A 17,555-nucleotide genomic window follows, 5' to 3' on the forward strand; every position below is an offset into this window, starting at 1 on the left:
TTGGCAGTTTATTCTCTGCTATAGAGGGCTCTCTTTACCTAAAGTTTCTTTTTATATTTTAGATTTACAGATTTTCAGCAATATAGTAAATTAAATTTTCAGTATCTTCCCAACCTAAACATGGATCTGTTATGGATTTTCCATAAACACCATCTTCTACGTCTTGTCTACCTTCTACAAGATAGCTTTCAATCATAAGTCCCTTAATCATTTTCTTCAGTGTAGAATTATATTTTCTACTGGCTAATACTTCTCTTGCAATTCTTGGTTGTTCTTTATAGAGTTTCATTGAGTTTGCATGATTTGTATCTACAATAATAGAAGGATTTAATAACTGGTGCTTCTCATATTCTTTAACTAGGCAAGTCAAATTTTCATAATGATAATTTGGAATATTTCTTCCATAAGAGTCTACAGCGCCTCTTAAAACAGCATGTGAAAGAGGGTTTCCACTTGTTTTAATCTCCCAACCGCCATATATAAAAGAATGCTCGAGCTGCGCTGCTTTGATGGAGTTTAACATTACATTGATATCTCCGCTGGTAGGGTTCTTCATTCCTACTGGCATATCAACACCGCTCACAGTAAACCTATGGTGTTGATTTTCAACTGAGCGGGCTCCAACAGCAATATAACCTAACATATCTGCAAGGTAGTCAAAGTTTTCAGGATATAGCATTTCATCAGCTGCAGGCATATGATACTCACTTAATGCCTTCAAATGCAGTCTTCTAATTGCTTTTATTCCTTCAACTAAATCTGGATCTTTATGTAGATCAGGTTGATGTGCCATTCCTTTATATCCCTCACCAGTGGTTCTTGGCTTATTAGTATATATTCTAGGTATAATAATAATAGAATCTTTTACTTTTTCTTGAACTTTTGCAAGCCTTCCGATATACTCGCAGACAGAATCTTCATTATCGGCAGAACATGGTCCTATTATAAGAACAAATTTATCACTTTCATTTTGAAAAACCTTTCTTATCTCCATATCTTTCTGTTCTTTAATTTCCTTAATATGGTCTGACAAAGGCATTTCTCCTATAATCTCCTGTGCTGTAGGTATTTTTTTTATGAATTTCATACTCATATTATTAATTCCTTTCGTTAATACATTTAATTAGTTAAGCTACTGATTGAACTTATTAATATTTTTATCTGATGACTACTTGTTCTAATACTTAGTCTTATATGAAGCTCCTTCTCTAGAGTTTAAATATACTAGAAATTAGGAGTAAATAGAAGAAATGTAGTATACAATATCATCAATGTTATTGTCGTTAACTAAATGCAAATCACAGCATTTTCTATAAATTTCATATTTTTCACTAAGATGTTCATGAACTTTAAGTGCTTTATCTTTTAAGAGATTTGTATTACTAGTCAATTTCTGATTTTCAGTGATTCCTTCTGAAGGTTTATCTATAAAAATTATAATACCATTTTCTCTTAACTCTTTTATATTTGAATCATTCTTTAGCACTTCTATTTCAGTAGAAATTATTGTGTGTTTTAATCTGCTTAGTTTATCAACTACGTTTCTTTCTGTATTATCCAAATGGTCTTCTCCATCATTGAGTAGGTCTGGCATAGACTTTCCACAGTTTTCTTCTATATATTGACTTGCATTAACAAATTTTAATCCTAACTTTTCAGATAAAAGTTTACCTATAGTAGTTTTTCCGGAGTCGGGCATACCTATTAAAATTATATTTTTACTCATTTCTCCCATTATTCCATCTCCTTAATTTTTAAATAAATTTAATTTATTTTATTAGCTTTATGCAATACTTAAGGGTCTCCAATACTGTAAGTTGTATATGAGCCACATCTGATTTAAGTTTAATTTTATGTAATTAATAACTCTTTTGCGCGCTATAAGGGTTTTAATACAAATGTAATCATCAGGATATACCTCGTAAAATTAAATAAAAAAATAAGGCCCTAATGAGCCTTATTGTGTAAACCAAATTTATAGTGTTATACGTATAGAATTTTTCTACACGAGATAAAATTCGATTTATTAAACTCATTGAAAATTGGAATAAATATTTTTTTGCAGAAAAAGTAACTAGCGCTAAAATAAAAATAGCCCCAGCTAAAATAAAAATAGAATTTTTCGCTTATTCCCTTTCCAATGATATTTTTCATAATTTTATCCTCCAAACACCTTTCATTATAGAAAATTTTTATTAATTTATAAGATAAATTTTATATATGTAATTATATCACCTAGTTTTTTTATGTCAATAGAGAATTTTCTTTTTAACGTAAATTTTCAATATATTCTATGCAAATGAGCTAAATAGGAAATATAAAATTAAAATAGATGGAGTGGGAATCTCCATCTATTTTAATTTTATATTCTTCCCTTTAGTTTTTAGAAAATCTAAAAAATCTTCCTTACTTCTATTTATAATTAGTTCTTCAGGCATATCGATCTCCTTAAGCATACTTAAGGCAGCATGAAAATTACCTATGTTTAGATAAAAATGTGCATCACTATTTAATATTATTTTTACACCATATTCTTTACATAGATGAGCTATTCTAGCACAGTTTTTTTCACTTCCAATTCTTGAACTTACAAAGGAACTATTATTTATTTCGATAAGTATATTTTTTTCTTTTGCTTTTTTTACTAGCTCCTCTTCATGGATTGGGAATCTAGGGTTGCCTGAATGACCTATAATGTGTACATTAGGATTATCCATAACCTTTAAAAAAGCAGAGGTATTTAGATCAGCATCTTCATTTGATTCCATTACTGGTTCATGCATACTTGCTATTAATATATCCATTTTTTCTTGAAGAAACATTGGTAAGTCTAAGTTTCCTTCATAATCTATTATATTGGCTTCACAGCCATAAAGCATAGTAACACCAAAAAGTTCCCTCGGAAGTACCTTGAGATTAGCAAAATACCATTCATGAGGAGCGCCAGGCATGGAAGATCCGTGATCTGTTGTGCCTAAAAGTTGAATTCCTTTCTCACTGGCATGTTTTGCATTTTCTGATAAAGTTGAGTAAGCATGACCACTGACTATAGTATGAGTGTGCATATCAAGAAAACATTTCATATATATTAACTCCTTTCAAGTTGTAATTAAAATTAATGTCATTATTTATTATATATTATAATTTATCCGATGACTACCCGATCTAATACTCCATCTTCTCAAAGAGTACGTTGCGAGCGGCTATATCCCTCGTTCAACTAAGAATCAGGTGGGGGTTAAATGCCTAAATGCCATTTAACGGGCAAAGCCCCGGGTCGTAGACGAAACCCCATCTGATTCAAGTTTCCACTTCATATTTATGTCAGTTAATTGATTGTTTTTTAATAAGCTCATTAGAAGAGAAAGGGTAAAAATCAAATAAATACAAAATTATATTCATTATTTAGGTTATTTTTGATAAAATGTTAAATAAGTGATATATTTTAACATTTTATCATTAAAGGAGAAAAGAATCTTAAATGAATGAGGTTGAAAAATTTATATCTATAATTGATAAAAAGCTTAGGACTAATATAGTTATTGAAAGTATAGATTCAGGAGATCCAGTAGTAGTAAAGCACATACCAGATTCTTGGATCTTATTAGGATGTGGCAACTATGCTGCAGTATTTACTCATCAAGATTTTCAAGATTATGTAGTAAAAATATATGCTGCAGGAAGAATAGGGTTAAAAGAAGAAATAGAGGTATATAAAGCCATTGGAAGACATCCGGCTTATTCATATTTAGTCTATTATACAGAGGAATATCTAATACTTAACAGAATTAGGGGGATTACACTATACAACTGTTTTAGGCGTGGAATAAAGATTCCTCCAAAAATAATACAGGATATTGAAGAAGCTCTTAAATATGCAAGAAAAAGGGGACTTTATCCTCATGATGTCCATGTGAAAAACATAATGATGATGGGAAATAGGGGAGTTGTAGTTGATATTTCAGATTTTAAACATAAGGAATATTGTTCTTTATGGGATGATTTTAAAAAAGCTTATTATAGATATTATGTGCCTTTTTTATATAGATTTACAATACCTATTCCAGAATTTTTGCTTAATTTAATAAGAAAAAGTTATAGATATTATAAAAAACTTAAGAAGATAACTAAAGAAATATAAATACTAGAGAGGATTTTTTTATATGATAGAGACAGTTTTATCTACTTTATTTCAAGTTATTATGCCCCTTTCTATACCTGTAATTGCTGGAGCGCTTCTTGTGAGATTTAAAGACCTTGAAACAAAACCTTTGTTAACGCTAGTTTTATACTATTTAACGCCAGGAATGATTTTTCAGACATTGACTACAGCTCAAATTTCTTTGGGAGAAGTGTACAGTACCCTGGCATTTTGTATAGTTAATCTTGTGTTTTTATGGGCTACTGCTAATATACTAGGGAAAACCTTAAAGTTATCTCCCCCAGAAACTGCAGGTCTTACTTTAATATCTACATTAACAAACAGTGTTAACTACGGCCTTCCACTTGTTTTGCTGTCTTTTGGAAAGTTGGGATTGGACAAAGCTTCTGTTTATGTGGTTGCTCAAATGATTATAGTAAATACAATTGGTGTTTATTTTGCAGCACGTTCTAGATTTTCTGGAAAAGATGCAGTGAAATCAGTGTTTACATTGCCTGCTATTTATGCAACAATATTGGCTATTTTAATGAGAACTTTTAATCTTCACTTTCCTGGCGGTATTGAAAAGGGCATTTCTATGATTAGTGAAGCATATTCACCTGTAGTTTTGACTATATTAGGAGCTCAAATGGCAAGGGTGAAAAATTCAGAGTTGGAGCAGGGAGTTCAGAGAGCTTTTTCCTCAGGCATGACAATACGTTTACTTTTATCACCGCTTATAGCATATTTTGTGTTATATATATTAGGAATAACAGGAACACTGCACTCCGTTCTATTTATTTTGGCATCCATGCCAGTAGCAGTAAATTCAGTTATACTAGCGGAAAAATTCGATGCATCTCCTAAAATTGTTTCTAAATGTATTTTATGGACAACACTTGCTTCTTTTATAATTTTACCTATTCTTATTGTTATGGTAAAATTATAATCTCAATTAACTATAAAAGATAGATATAAGATTATGAAGTGAAAACTTGAATCAGATGGGAGTATTAGAGCAGGTAGTCATCGGATAAATTCATAAGTAAGTTCTAAAGATCATTAAAAATGAAATTACAGTAGGAGGATATAAGAATGGATGAATGTATATTTTGTAACTGCAATTCATCGGAAATAATTGCGGAAAATAAATTAGCTTTTGCTATAATGGATAAGTTTCCAGTGAATGAAGGTCATGTATTAATAATACCAAAAAGACATTTTCCTTTTTTCTTTGAAGCTACAGAAGAAGAAATAAAATCTATATATAGTTTACTTCATGAAGTAAAGGAAATGTTAGATATTCAGTATGAACCAGCAGGATATAATATTGGAGTTAACGTAGGTTACTATGCTGGACAGACAATAAAGCATTTACATGTACACCTTATTCCAAGATATAAAGGGGATGTTGAAAACCCTAGAGGTGGAATCAGAAATCTAAAAGAGCCTCTAGTTGAATATGATGGGTAGGAAAGATAATTAAATAAAAAAAGGAAACGGAATCATTGTAATAAATTACTAAAATGATTCCGTTTCCTTCCCTTAGAATGAAACCTATTCCTAGATTCCAAGTTCAAGTAAAAGAATATAACGATCTATGTTGCACAATTATAGATAGCTTATCATCCCATTATAATCTTTCGACTATAATAAAACAAATCACAACCTATAATCATGGTTCCTTCAACCATTCAACATATCTACTCAACCCTATACAACCTTTTGGCTGTATAGAATCAACAGGAATTAATCCATCAACACCCTGAACGATCTTAACTCGACCTTAAAGAATAAGTTGGAATCTTATTATAATCAATATAACATCGACTACAATAAAACTTTTCCCCACCCTATAAAATCTTACCTCTGACTATAAAATAGCCACTTTTAATGACCACTTTATAATCGTTGGTCGAACTATATATACCACATTTAATAGCATATATAGCTCTTTGCTCAACCGTCATGTTCCTTATGATATTAATATGTGTAGTTTTATAAATAACATGCAGAATATTAGTATGTTATTTTTGGAAAAGTGTAATAAATATATTGGTATTAAAAAAAATTAATTTTTTGAAGCGAAAGAGAAGGTTTACTCGTCTAAATATATGATCGAGGAAGTTAAATTTAGGGTATCCAAGTATAAAGAGGAAAAGGAGGTATTAAATAATATACTTATTATTAAGAAAATATAAGAATAAAAGGAGTGGTAAATTTGAAAAAAATTAATTTATTAAAAGTAAAAGGGACATTTGTACTTATGACTGCGGCTATATCTCTTTTTCTAATGGGAGTAGCTCCAACTGTAAATCATAAGGTGTTGGCAGCAGAAGTTCAAACTAGTGTATCTACAGCAAGAGAACTAAATGTTAATGGGGATGGAGAGATAAGTGTAACACCGGATATGGCATATGTATCCTTTGGAGTAACTACAGAAAAGAGTAGTGTAAGCGAAGCTCAAAAAATTAATTTAACTACGATGAATAGTATTATTGCAGCAATTAAAAAATCAGGAGTAGCAAGCGAGGACATTAAGACTACTAACTATTCTATTAGTCCAAAATACAATTATGAAGAAAAAACAGGAAATAGCCCAATTGTTGGCTATACGGTTACAAGTACTTTAAGTGTTACAGCTAAAAATATAAATTCTCTTGGAAATATAATTGATACAGCTATAATAAATGGAGCAAATAACTCAAATGGCATAACTTTTGGTGTTAGTGATTATGAAAAGTACTATAATTTAGCTTTAAAAAATGCTATAGCCAATGCAAAAAACAAGGCGCAAGTAATGGCTAATTGTATAGATGTAAAACTAACAACTCCTTCAAAAATAACAGAAAACTCCAATGGCATTCCTATCCAATATCCAGTTTTCTATAATGCTTCAGAAAAAGCTAGTTCCGTTATGGATCAAGGTATGATCGTTGAACCAGGGGTTTATAAAATAAAGGCAAATGTTAGCTTAGTTTATGAGTATTAATGGAATTTTTTATAATGGGTAAAAATTAGACAAGCTTAATTTTGGGTATAAAAGGGTTTTAATATAAAAACACCAATAATCTTTAGTAGAGATATTGGTGTTTTTTGTTAAAACATTAAGAATATTAAAAAAATTAACGAAAAATTTATTGACAGAAATCAATAATGGGTATAAAGTATATGGTATACTCAAATGAAAGAAGGTGAAATTATGGATAAGGAACTAGTAATAATAACTGCTGATATTATCGAAGAATGTCTATGTGAATCACTTGATTGATAATTTTGAAAAGAGCAATTCTGTTCCTAAAGAGAATATTACATGTCATAAAAAATGAAAAGACCCTAGAGGTTGTAGCCTCTCGGAGGTCCTTTTTATTTTTTGATAAAGTTATTGGTTGTTAAGTGAGAAGAGCAGAGAATAAATTTTGAAGTTAAATATAATATTATGGTATAAATATGAGTTTTATCTGATGACTACCCGCTCTAATACTCCCATCTGATTCAAGTTGCCACTTCATACTGTTTTTTATAGAGTAATAAAAATTATGAAAAAGTTTGTAAAAATTACTTCTATATCCCCTCATATTTTGTAGATTCTTCGTACATATTATTGGAGGTGGTACTAATGAATAGACTTTTTATTAATCTTTTTCCAATTATAGCATCAGTGGTTATACTTTTTTTACATATATTGGGATACGCAGCTACGTTATATTTATCAAATTATTTAGTCTTTCTAATCTGGTTATTATCAGCATGTATTCATATTATCCTTATACTTAAGCTTGGAAAGGTAACACGCTTTTTTCACAAATCTATGTACATAGATACCTTAACTCAATTAAACAACAGAAACTTTTTTAATATGAATATAACTAATGCGATGGAAAGTTTGCAAAAAAAACAGACATATGTTTCTCTGCTGATAATAGATTTAGATAACTTCAAGGACATTAATGATACATATGGTCATATTGCAGGTGATGAAATTCTAAAACAGCTATCTCATATTTTAAAGAATAATATCAGAACCACTGATATAGCTGCTAGATGGGGTGGTGATGAATTTGTAATAACTCTTCATGGAGTTAATGGGAAAGATGCATTCAATGTTGCAGATAGAATTAGAAGAATAATACATAATCATTATTTTTATTATAATGGTACTAGTTTTAAAGTTACGGCTAGTATAGGAATTGCCTCAATTGGAGACAAAATGGATATAAATACTTTCATAGATTTAGCTGATAAAGCATTATATAAGGCAAAAATCAATAAGAATTCAGTGGCTTTTTTAGATGTCTGCTTTGATTTATAGTTTAAGTAAAAAGGAATTGTTAGTTCTTATTACCGTGATAAGAACTAACAATTCCTTTTTTATAATAGGTTATGTTTAAAAACAAATAAGAAGCTTATAGAATAACTTTATAGAAGCAGCTAGTACATTTAATAAAAATATATGTTATAATTATTCTACTGTCAAGGACAAGTTTAGACAAAAAATTAACTAATGAAAAAATGGCTATAGGTTGCAGAAGGGTGAGGACTAGAGAATGGAAAGTTTAATATACAGTGTAAATGCCACATTTCCGGTATTTTCTGTTATTGTGATAGGTTATATTCTAAAACAGATAGGAATGTTAAATGATAACTTTATAGATGTAGCTAATAAATTTAATTTTAAGGTAACTTTACCTATACTATTATTTATGGATATAGGATCAACTAATATAATTAAGGATTTTGATGGTAAGTTTGTATTGTTTTGTGCAGTGGTTACAACTATTTGTTTTTGGACAATCTGGTATGTTACTAAAAAAATTATGAAAGACAGCTCAATGACAGGAGCTTTTGTTCAGGCAGCTTTTCGTGGAAGTGCAGCAGTTCTGGGAATTGCTTTTGTCCAAAATATATATGGAGATGCGGGAATGGCACCACTAATGATTATAGGAGCAGTTCCTCTTTATAACATATACTCTGTTATTGTACTTACATTTGAAGGTGAGAATAAGGAAAAAGGAAGAAACAATATAAAAAAGGCATGCATTAATATTATAAAGAACCCTATTATTATTGGGATTTTACTGGGGATATTAGAGTCCTTATTAAATATTAAACTCCCAAAAATGATTGATAAGACACTGGAGAATTTTGCGGTTATGGCTTCTCCACTAGCATTAGTAGCAATTGGAGCTGGTTTTGAAGGAAGAAAAGCCTTGGCAAAAATAAAACCGACTTTAACAGCTAGCTTGGTTAAATTAGTAGCTCAAGCAGCTCTATTTTTACCTCTGGCAGCATATTTTGGGTTTAGAGATCAAAAGCTTATTGCTTTGATTGTTATGCTGGGATCTCCAACTACAGCAAGTTGTTACATTATGGCAAAAAATATGAATAATGATGGAGTTTTGACTTCAAGTATTGTTGTAGCAACTACTTTATTATCAGCGGTTACATTAACTATGTGGATTTTTATCTTAAAAAGATTGGGATTCGTGGTGTAAGAATTGTTCTTTTCGAATTGGAAGATTAACTATACTGCACTTTAAATAAAGTAAAACTTGAATCAGATGGTAGTATTAGAGTGGGTAGTCATGAGATAAATAATTTTTATAAAACCGACACAATATAGTTGACTAATCAACGATATTGTGTTATTTTAGTTTTAGCTAGATGTTTTGATGTTTTATGGGATACTAACTAAGAAAACAGAAAAATAAAAATATAGAATAGGAGAACTTATGGATAATAACGTGAGAATTTTACTTAAATTAACTAATGGTATATATAGATGCACACAGGTTTATATCGATAAAAAGCTTGGAAAATTTGATCTCAGCATAGGAACATACCCTTATTTACTTGTGTTGAATAAAAATCAAGGCATAAGTCAAAATGAAATAAGCAGAGAACTTAGCGTAGACAAAGCAATGTCTGCAAGAACTATTAAAAAGTTAATAGAGCTTGGATATATAAGAAAAGAAGAAAATGAAGAGGATATACGAGCTTATAAACTTTATATAACCGATAAAGCAAAGAGTATAATGCCGGAACTTATTGAGATTCTTAATGAATGGACTGATATTTTAGTACAGGGCAATGATAAAGAAAGAATAGAAAGTTCCTTGGAGTTTTTAGAAAATGTTTTAGAAAATGGAAAGAAATATAAAAGAGAATGTTGTGAAAGGATGAAGAGTATTGAACAAGAAAGAAAATGAAATATATGAAAAAAGATGGATAATTTTGTTTACAGTTTTATCTGCAACATTCATGGCTACTTTAGATGGTAGTATTGTTAATGTGGCACTGCCAGATATGTCAGATAAATTAAATGTTAGTATGGCAGCTATTGAATGGGTAGTTACTAGTTTCTTAATAACTATTGCAGCTACAATTTTAATATTTGGAAGACTTGGAGATATAAAAGGAAAGACGAAGATATTTAGATTCGGTGTAGTTTTATTTACGTTAGGTTCCTTATTGTGTGGATTTACAAATTCACTGCCAGTACTTGTGGCAGCAAGAGTTATACAGGCAGTAGGTGCAGCTGCTACTATGGCTACTAATCAAGGAATTATAACTCAGGTTTTTCCTCAAAACGAGAGGGGAAGAGCCCTTGGAGTTCTTGGAACCTTTGTTGCATTAGGTGCTATGGCAGGCCCTCCACTTGGCGGCATAATAGTTTCAGCTATAAGCTGGAAGTATATATTCTTAATAAATGTACCGATAGGAATAATTGTTTTTATACTTACTATTAAGGTATTTCCAGAATCTAATACAGTTTTAAATGAAAAACTTGATATAAAAGGAGCTTGTTTATTCACAATTGCTGTTGTGCTGTTATTTGGAGCATTAGTTCAGGGGCAAAGTATTGGATACGATAATCCGATTATGGTTTCTGCTTTTGCTATTGCGATTATTGCTTTTATAGTGTTCATTATGGTGGAAAGAAAAATGGAGGTACCTCTACTCCAATTAAAAATCTTCAACAATAGTTTATTTTCCATAAGTATAATATGTGCCTTTATTTCCTTTGTTGCAATTAGTGCATCAAATATAATATTACCTTTTTACTTTCAAGATGTATTAAAACTTTCTCCAGCGACAACCGGATTCTTTATGATGGTATCTCCAATTGTTTTAGCTGTGGTAGCCCCTTTTAGCGGTTACTTATCAGATAAGATTGGATCAGAGATTCTTACACTGATTGGTCTTATATTGACAAGCATGGGATTACTATTGGTATCTACCTTAAATGAAAAATCAACGGTTACAATGCTAATGTTATATATAGTAATTATGACCATAGGAAATGGAGCATTCCAATCACCTAACAATTCTTTAATAATGTCTACAGTTCCAAAAGACAAGCTTGGTATTGCAGGTAGCGTGAATGCACTTATTAGAAATCTTGGGTTCGTTGTTGGTACCTCTCTAGCCACCCTTTTACTATACAACAGAATGAGCTACAAGGCTGGATATAGAGTAATTGACTATATAAATGGCAGGGATGATGTGTTTATTTATGGGATGAAGTGTGTATATTTATCTGCAGGAATCCTGTGTACAATTGGAGTTGTAATTACTGCATTGAGATTGTATAATATCAAAAAAATAAAGAAGGCTAAAGTTGAAACATCACAGTTAGAAGAAAAAACAGTTTTAAATTAATTTTTACAAGGGATATTTTCTGTTAAGGAGAATATCCTTATTGCTTTACATTGCCAATTTCGGAAAGTTAATTATTTGGGAAAAGTATTTGTAAGAAAATTAAGAATATTGGATTGAAGTAAAGAAAACTTATAATAATTTATAAAAGTGCTATGAATTATACAGATATATGACATATCATTAATAAAAGTGAAATATATTTGAAAAATTGATTTAAGCTTTGAAGAATTTTTATTGACACTTAAAAAATATTTTGATATTATTTATTCGTAAAATGAATAATTGTAAATACTAATTTGCAATATAGATATAATTGAGGGGGAAACACAAAATGAAGAAAATTATAGTAAAAGCTTTAGCAATGATGATGGTTGCTGCAAGTTTAGTTGGTTGTGGAACTACTAAAACAGAGACAAGCACTAGCTCAAGTAAGAAATTCACTAAAAAATATGTAATAGCAACGGATGCAACTTATGCTCCATTTGAGTTCCAAAAAGACGGAAAATATGTAGGTATAGATATAGATTTGCTTGAAGCTATTGCAAAAATAGAAGGATTCGAATATGAATTGAAGCCAATGGATTTTAAAGGTATAATTCCAGCATTACAATCTAATCAAATTGATGGGGCTATAGCTGGTATGGGTATAACAGATGAAAGAAAAAAAGTTTTAGATATATCAGAGGGATATTATGAGTCTGGCCTTTCAGCTGTAGTAAAAAAGGACAATGATAAGATAAACTCTCCAGAGGACTTTAAAGGAAAAACACTTGCAGTTAAAAAGGGAACTATGGGAGCAAAATATGCAGAAGAAAATAAAGACAAGCTAAATTTAACAATCAAATATTTCAATGATACTCCATCAATGATGCAGGAAGTAAAAAATGGAAATGCAGATATTACTTTTGAAGATTATCCTGTAATTGCTTATATGATTTCCGTAGATCCTAATTCAGGTTTAAAAATTGCTGGAGATAAACTAAGCAAACAGATGTATGGATTTGCAGTTAAAAAAGGAAGTAACAAAGAATTATTAGATGCATTTAATGACGGATTTAAGAAGCTAAAAGAAAATGGAGAATACGATAAAATAGTTGCAAAATATATTAAAAAGTAATATAGAGTAAACATAATCTAAAAGTAAAATGGTGGTATACAAATTCATAATGCTTAGAATTTGTATACCACCATTAAAGGTTAAAGAAAAAGTTTAGAAATTTGTTATTATAGTAAAAATATAGAAGGAGCTGAATTACTTGGAGATGATGTCTTTATTTAAAGAAAGTTTACCTGATCTTTTATCAGGTTTATCAATGACTTTGCAAATTACTGTAGTTGCCTTAATTCTTGCAAGTTTATTAGGATTAGTTTTTGGATTGATGTCTATAAGTACAAATAAAATATTAAAAGCTTTAGCAAGAATATATGTAGATGTAATAAGAGGTACGCCACTTATAGTACAAGCATTTTTTATTTATTTTGGTATTCCAGGAGCTTTAAGCATAAAAATACCTGCGTTTACTGCTGGAGTAATTGCCATAAGTTTAAATGCAGGAGCCTATATGGTAGAAATATTTAGAGCCGGAATAATGGCTGTGGATAAAGGACAGATGGAAGCGGCAAGGAGTTTAGGTCTTCCTTATGGAAAGACAATGAGACTTGTTATTTTGCCACAGGCTGTAAGAAAAATGATACCCGCATTTATTAATCAATTCATTATATCACTTAAAGATACTTCATTATTATCTGTAATTGGTATTAGAGAACTGACACAAAGCGGTGAAATTATAATGGCATCAAATTATAGAGCTTTTGAAACTTGGACTTTTGTAGCAATATTTTATTTTGTATTGATTATGGCGTTAACTTATATATCTCGTTGTATAGAAAGGAAATTTAAAGTATGATAGAAGTTAAAGGACTTAAAAAGGTATTTAATAAAAATACAGTTTTGAAAGACATAAGTTTTAAAGTAAATGAAAGTGAAGTTGTTTGTTTAATCGGACCTTCAGGTTCAGGAAAGAGTACAGTACTTAGATGTTTAAATAAACTTGAAGAAATAGATGGTGGACATGTTTATATTGATGAACAGGATATTGCACTAAAGGAAACAGATGTAAATAAACTTAGAGAAAAACTAGGAATGGTTTTTCAAGCTTTTAATTTATTTCCTCATCTTACAGTGCTTCAAAACATAACATTAGCACCTGTTCAATTAAACAAGATGAATAAAAGTGATGCAGAAGCAAAGGCATTCAAGTTATTAGAAAAAGTTGGCTTGAGAGATAAAGCTAACGAATATCCAGATAAGTTATCAGGAGGCCAAAAGCAAAGAGTTGCTATTGCTAGAGCTTTAGCAATGGAACCTGAAATTATGCTATTTGATGAACCAACCTCAGCACTAGACCCTGAAATGGTAGGGGAAGTACTTCAGGTTATGAAAGATTTAGCTAAGGAAGGTATGACTATGATAGTTGTAACTCATGAAATGGGCTTTGCTCGAGAAGTAGCGGACAGAGTTATTTTTATGGCTGATGGATATATTGTAGAAGAGGATACTCCAGAGAATATTTTTACTAATCCTAAAAATGATAGAACAAAAGATTTCTTAGGAAAAGTATTATAATAAAAGTATGAGTTTAGGCTCATACTTTTATTTTTGACACAAATTATCTAATTATGTTATTTGCATGCTAGTGTGTCATCTTCTGTTTCTATGGTAGTATTCTCTTTTGAACTTTTTAGTTGAGCTAGGAGCATTCCAGCAAGCATAAGTAAACAGCCTAAAATTCCTTTAATTCCAAAGCTTTCTCCCAAAATTAAGATGCCACCAATAGTTCCAAATACTGATTCCATACTCATTATAATAGCTGCTTGAGAGGGCTCAGCATTTTTTTGCCCTACAATCTGCAAGGTGTAAGCTACCCCTGAAGAAAGAATACCTCCATAAAGAATAGGTACAGCTGCTTGATAAATAGAATCTAGAGTTGTCTTCTCGAATAGCAATGCGGCTATAAAACTAAGTATTGAGCATGTGAGAAACTGAAAAAAAGCTAATTTCACCGTATCAACTTTTCCGGAAAAACGATCTATTAATAGGATATGAGCTGCAAAGAAGAAAGCGCAAATAAGTTCAAGAAAGTCTCCATGGGATATGGAAAATTTATCTGTTACGCACAAAAAGTATAGCCCTATAACAGCAATTATAGCGCCTAACCAGGAATTAATACTAATATATTGTTTTAGGAATATACCTAAGATAGGCACAATTACAATATAGAGTCCTGTTATAAATGCAGCCTTTCCAGCACCAGTATACACTAATCCCATCTGTTGAAATGAGGAACCTAAAAATATAATAATTCCAGCAATAGACCCAATGGTAATAATTTTTCCTAAACCTTCGATTTCGCTACCTTCTTTGTTAGATTTATTTTGAAAAAGAATAATTGGAAGTAGTGACATACTTCCAAGAGCGAATCTCACAGCATTAAAGGTAAATGCCCCTATATATTGGCCACCAACTCTTTGTGCGACGAATGCAAAGCCCCATATAGCGGCAGTAAGTAATAATATTAAGTTAGATCTAACTGTCTGTTTGTTCATGTATCTTCTCCTTGTTTGATTTTTATTAAAGATATAGGTGTAAAAGTTCACTTGCCTTTACATCTATATCTTCTCATTTATATGCTTTTTTTTCAATGATATTCTTACTATTCTACTTTAAATTTGGTAATAGTAGATGAAAGGTTTTCCGTACTTTCTCTATTTTCATTAACTTTACTGGATATACTCATATTCTTTTCATTTACTATAATTATAGCTCGTGCGATACCTTCTGAGGATTTATTAACTTCTGAAACCATAGCAGAAACATTTTCTATTCCATTAGTTATATTATTCATATCTTCAGATATTTTAATTAGAGTATCAGTATATCTCTTAACGATGTTTTCAAAGATATCTTGATTTTTCTTATGTTCATCACTTAAGGAGGTAACTCTATCAAAAACTTCCTCTACTTTTTGGCCCATCCCGTGCATAACTTCATCAGCAGATTCTGAAAGTTCATCAACAGACAAAAGCACCTTTTGTACTATCATCTGTATATCTTCAACTTTACGTGAAGATTCCTCTGCAAGTCTTCTTACCTCATCTGCTACAACAGCAAACCCTTTTCCTTGCTCACCTGCTCTAGCAGCTTCTATTGCAGCATTTAGAGCTAAAAGATTTGTCTGTTTAGAAATATCTGATATTTTTTGAGTCATATCAGAGATTGTTTTTACATTCTTAGATTTCTCAATTGCAGCTTGAAGTTTTTTATTTGAATTTGTATACTCCTCAATGCTCTTGTCCTTATATTTTTCGTTTTCCATTTTTACTTCATCAGCTTTATTTTTCATTTGTTTTACAGTTTCTAATGTTTTAATAGATTCACTTGTAAGACTATCTGATTCTTTTCTTATATCTCTACTCTTTTCAGTAATTTCTTTTAGTGAAGTTGATGATTGGTCCATGCTTGCTGATATTTCTTCACTAGATGCAGTTATTTCCTGCAGCCTTTCGTTTACATCATTAAACATTTCCTCTGTAGACTTAGTGGATGTAGCTACCGTTTCTACTTCAGTTCTTACCTTTGAAACAACATCCCTTAAATGCTCTGATGCACTATTTATTGATCTAATTACTTGTGCAAATTCATCTTGTCCCATAATTTCTATTCTGTGACTCAAGTCCTTTTCTTCAAGTCTTTTAGCATATTTATTTATCTTTTTCAGAGGCATCTTTATTTTAGTACTTATCATATACCCAACTATTATACCGATAATCACAAAAAGGCCTGTAATCATTATAATTTTCTTTTCCAGTTCTCTTACAGAGCTTAAAACCTTATCTTTACTTTCCACCATAGCAAAACTCCATCTTTGAGATGATATTGGTGCATATGCAATAAAGTTAGCTTCACCTTTATACACATAAGTTGAACAGTCATTCTTGCCAGCAATCATATTTTTTTCTATGTCAACAAGTTCTTTAAGATTAGAATCTTTAGATAAATTTTTTATATCATTATCTGCATTTTTAACAAGATCATAATTCTTATGAGCCATTTTTGTACCATCACTGCTTATTATAAATGTATAGCCATCGTTATTAACTTTTATATCTTCTAATATTTTATTCATTTTTGTAGCATCAGAAACTCCCGAAAGTACACCGATAACGTTACCATCGTTATCCTTTATTGGTGCAGATATTACGATAACCATTTTCTTATCTATTCTTGCAAACAAGACATCTGCAGCATTTGATTTACCTTGAAGAGCTTGTTTATAAAATTCTCTATCTTTAGCATTAGCTTTATCACCAGTAGTACTTACAACATCTCCATTTAAATCTCCAACTTGAAATCTTTCAAAACCTAATCTTTTCGCTTCTTTAATAAGTATTTCCCTCTGTATATCCCAATTCATAGTTTTTATATCTGGTCTTTCTGCTACATCTTCCACTCTATAAATGTAATTATTAATTTCTTTATTTATCAACTTAGCTCCATCATTAGCTCCGTTTATTAATTTGTCATTTATAGAATTAGTTAACATTGTTGATGCATAAAAGAAGGAACTTGTCCCTATAACTGCAGAGACTAGTAGTATAAGTATTGTGATTTGAATCATAATCTTAGTGCTTATACTATTAATTTCTTTTAACATAGTACTATCTCCCCTTTTTTTCTTGTTTATTTTTGTAG

At 30.6% G+C, this 17,555-nt stretch carries 16 protein-coding genes; 11 read left to right on the top strand and 5 right to left on the bottom strand.

The annotated features are described in order from the left end of the window. Window positions 1-64 precede the first annotated feature (64 nt). The 3 genes from CLMAG_RS11555 to CLMAG_RS11565 all read right to left on the bottom strand — a co-directional run bounded on the left by CLMAG_RS11555 (window position 65) and on the right by CLMAG_RS11565 (window position 3,083). Complete coding sequence (locus CLMAG_RS11555; protein ID WP_278330531.1) at window positions 65-1,102, bottom strand: 3-deoxy-7-phosphoheptulonate synthase; 1,038 nt, start codon at window positions 1,100-1,102, stop codon at window positions 65-67. A 129-nt stretch (window positions 1,103-1,231) separates the two neighbouring features. After that, window positions 1,232-1,735: a shikimate kinase gene (locus tag CLMAG_RS11560; RefSeq protein WP_066622187.1), complete on the bottom strand. Its 504-nt coding sequence runs from the start codon at window positions 1,733-1,735 to the stop codon at window positions 1,232-1,234. 616 nt (window positions 1,736-2,351) lie between these two features. Continuing rightward, window positions 2,352-3,083, bottom strand: a complete 732-nt coding sequence (locus CLMAG_RS11565; RefSeq protein ID WP_066622188.1) for a phosphatase — start codon at window positions 3,081-3,083, stop codon at window positions 2,352-2,354. A gap of 398 nt (window positions 3,084-3,481) precedes the next feature. Between CLMAG_RS11565 and CLMAG_RS11570 the strand changes: the two genes are divergently transcribed. The 11 genes from CLMAG_RS11570 to CLMAG_RS11620 all read left to right on the top strand — a co-directional run bounded on the left by CLMAG_RS11570 (window position 3,482) and on the right by CLMAG_RS11620 (window position 14,429). Beyond that, on the top strand, window positions 3,482-4,141 hold the full coding sequence (locus CLMAG_RS11570; protein ID WP_066622189.1) for a serine/threonine-protein kinase: 660 nt from the start codon (window positions 3,482-3,484) through the stop codon (window positions 4,139-4,141). Window positions 4,142-4,163: 22 nt separating this feature from the next. Next, entirely contained in the window at window positions 4,164-5,090 is a 927-nt protein-coding gene (locus CLMAG_RS11575) for an AEC family transporter (protein WP_066622190.1), read from the top strand. A gap of 146 nt (window positions 5,091-5,236) precedes the next feature. Further along, window positions 5,237-5,614: an HIT family protein gene (locus CLMAG_RS11580; RefSeq protein WP_066622191.1), complete on the top strand. Its 378-nt coding sequence runs from the start codon at window positions 5,237-5,239 to the stop codon at window positions 5,612-5,614. Between the two features lie 739 nt (window positions 5,615-6,353). Further along, window positions 6,354-7,133, top strand: coding sequence for an SIMPL domain-containing protein (locus CLMAG_RS11585; RefSeq protein WP_242873005.1), 780 nt, complete (start codon window positions 6,354-6,356; stop codon window positions 7,131-7,133). Between the two features lie 627 nt (window positions 7,134-7,760). Then, window positions 7,761-8,453 (top strand): GGDEF domain-containing protein, encoded by a 693-nt coding sequence (locus tag CLMAG_RS11590; protein WP_066622194.1) that lies wholly within the window; start codon window positions 7,761-7,763, stop codon window positions 8,451-8,453. Window positions 8,454-8,688: 235 nt separating this feature from the next. Then, the gene (locus CLMAG_RS11595) at window positions 8,689-9,636 is read left to right on the top strand and encodes an AEC family transporter (RefSeq protein WP_066622196.1); all 948 of its coding nucleotides are present in this window, start codon (window positions 8,689-8,691) and stop codon (window positions 9,634-9,636) included. Window positions 9,637-9,873: 237 nt separating this feature from the next. Continuing rightward, window positions 9,874-10,350 carry a MarR family winged helix-turn-helix transcriptional regulator gene (locus CLMAG_RS11600; protein WP_066622198.1) on the top strand — a complete coding sequence of 159 codons (477 nt, stop codon included), beginning with the start codon at window positions 9,874-9,876 and terminating at the stop codon, window positions 10,348-10,350. Then, on the top strand, window positions 10,331-11,803 hold the full coding sequence (locus CLMAG_RS11605) for an MFS transporter (RefSeq protein ID WP_066622200.1): 1,473 nt from the start codon (window positions 10,331-10,333) through the stop codon (window positions 11,801-11,803). Before CLMAG_RS11600 ends, CLMAG_RS11605 begins: the two co-directional genes overlap by 20 nt. 331 nt (window positions 11,804-12,134) lie before the next feature. Beyond that, window positions 12,135-12,920 carry a transporter substrate-binding domain-containing protein gene (locus CLMAG_RS11610; RefSeq protein WP_066622202.1) on the top strand — a complete coding sequence of 262 codons (786 nt, stop codon included), beginning with the start codon at window positions 12,135-12,137 and terminating at the stop codon, window positions 12,918-12,920. Between the two features lie 139 nt (window positions 12,921-13,059). Further along, window positions 13,060-13,710: an amino acid ABC transporter permease gene (locus CLMAG_RS11615; RefSeq protein ID WP_242873006.1), complete on the top strand. Its 651-nt coding sequence runs from the start codon at window positions 13,060-13,062 to the stop codon at window positions 13,708-13,710. Continuing rightward, complete coding sequence (locus tag CLMAG_RS11620) at window positions 13,707-14,429, top strand: amino acid ABC transporter ATP-binding protein (protein WP_066622204.1); 723 nt, start codon at window positions 13,707-13,709, stop codon at window positions 14,427-14,429. Before CLMAG_RS11615 ends, CLMAG_RS11620 begins: the two co-directional genes overlap by 4 nt. A 56-nt stretch (window positions 14,430-14,485) precedes the next feature. Here CLMAG_RS11620 and CLMAG_RS11625 read toward each other — a convergent pair whose 3' ends face one another. Next, a complete protein-coding gene (locus tag CLMAG_RS11625; RefSeq protein WP_066622206.1) occupies window positions 14,486-15,409 on the bottom strand; it encodes a DMT family transporter in 924 nt (307 codons plus the stop codon). Between the two features lie 107 nt (window positions 15,410-15,516). Further along, window positions 15,517-17,517 (bottom strand): methyl-accepting chemotaxis protein, encoded by a 2,001-nt coding sequence (locus CLMAG_RS11630; RefSeq protein ID WP_066622210.1) that lies wholly within the window; start codon window positions 17,515-17,517, stop codon window positions 15,517-15,519. Window positions 17,518-17,555 lie beyond the last annotated feature (38 nt).

It is taken from the genome of Clostridium magnum DSM 2767 (genome assembly GCF_001623875.1).
Classification (GTDB): Bacteria; Bacillota; Clostridia; order Clostridiales; family Clostridiaceae; genus Clostridium_AM; species Clostridium_AM magnum.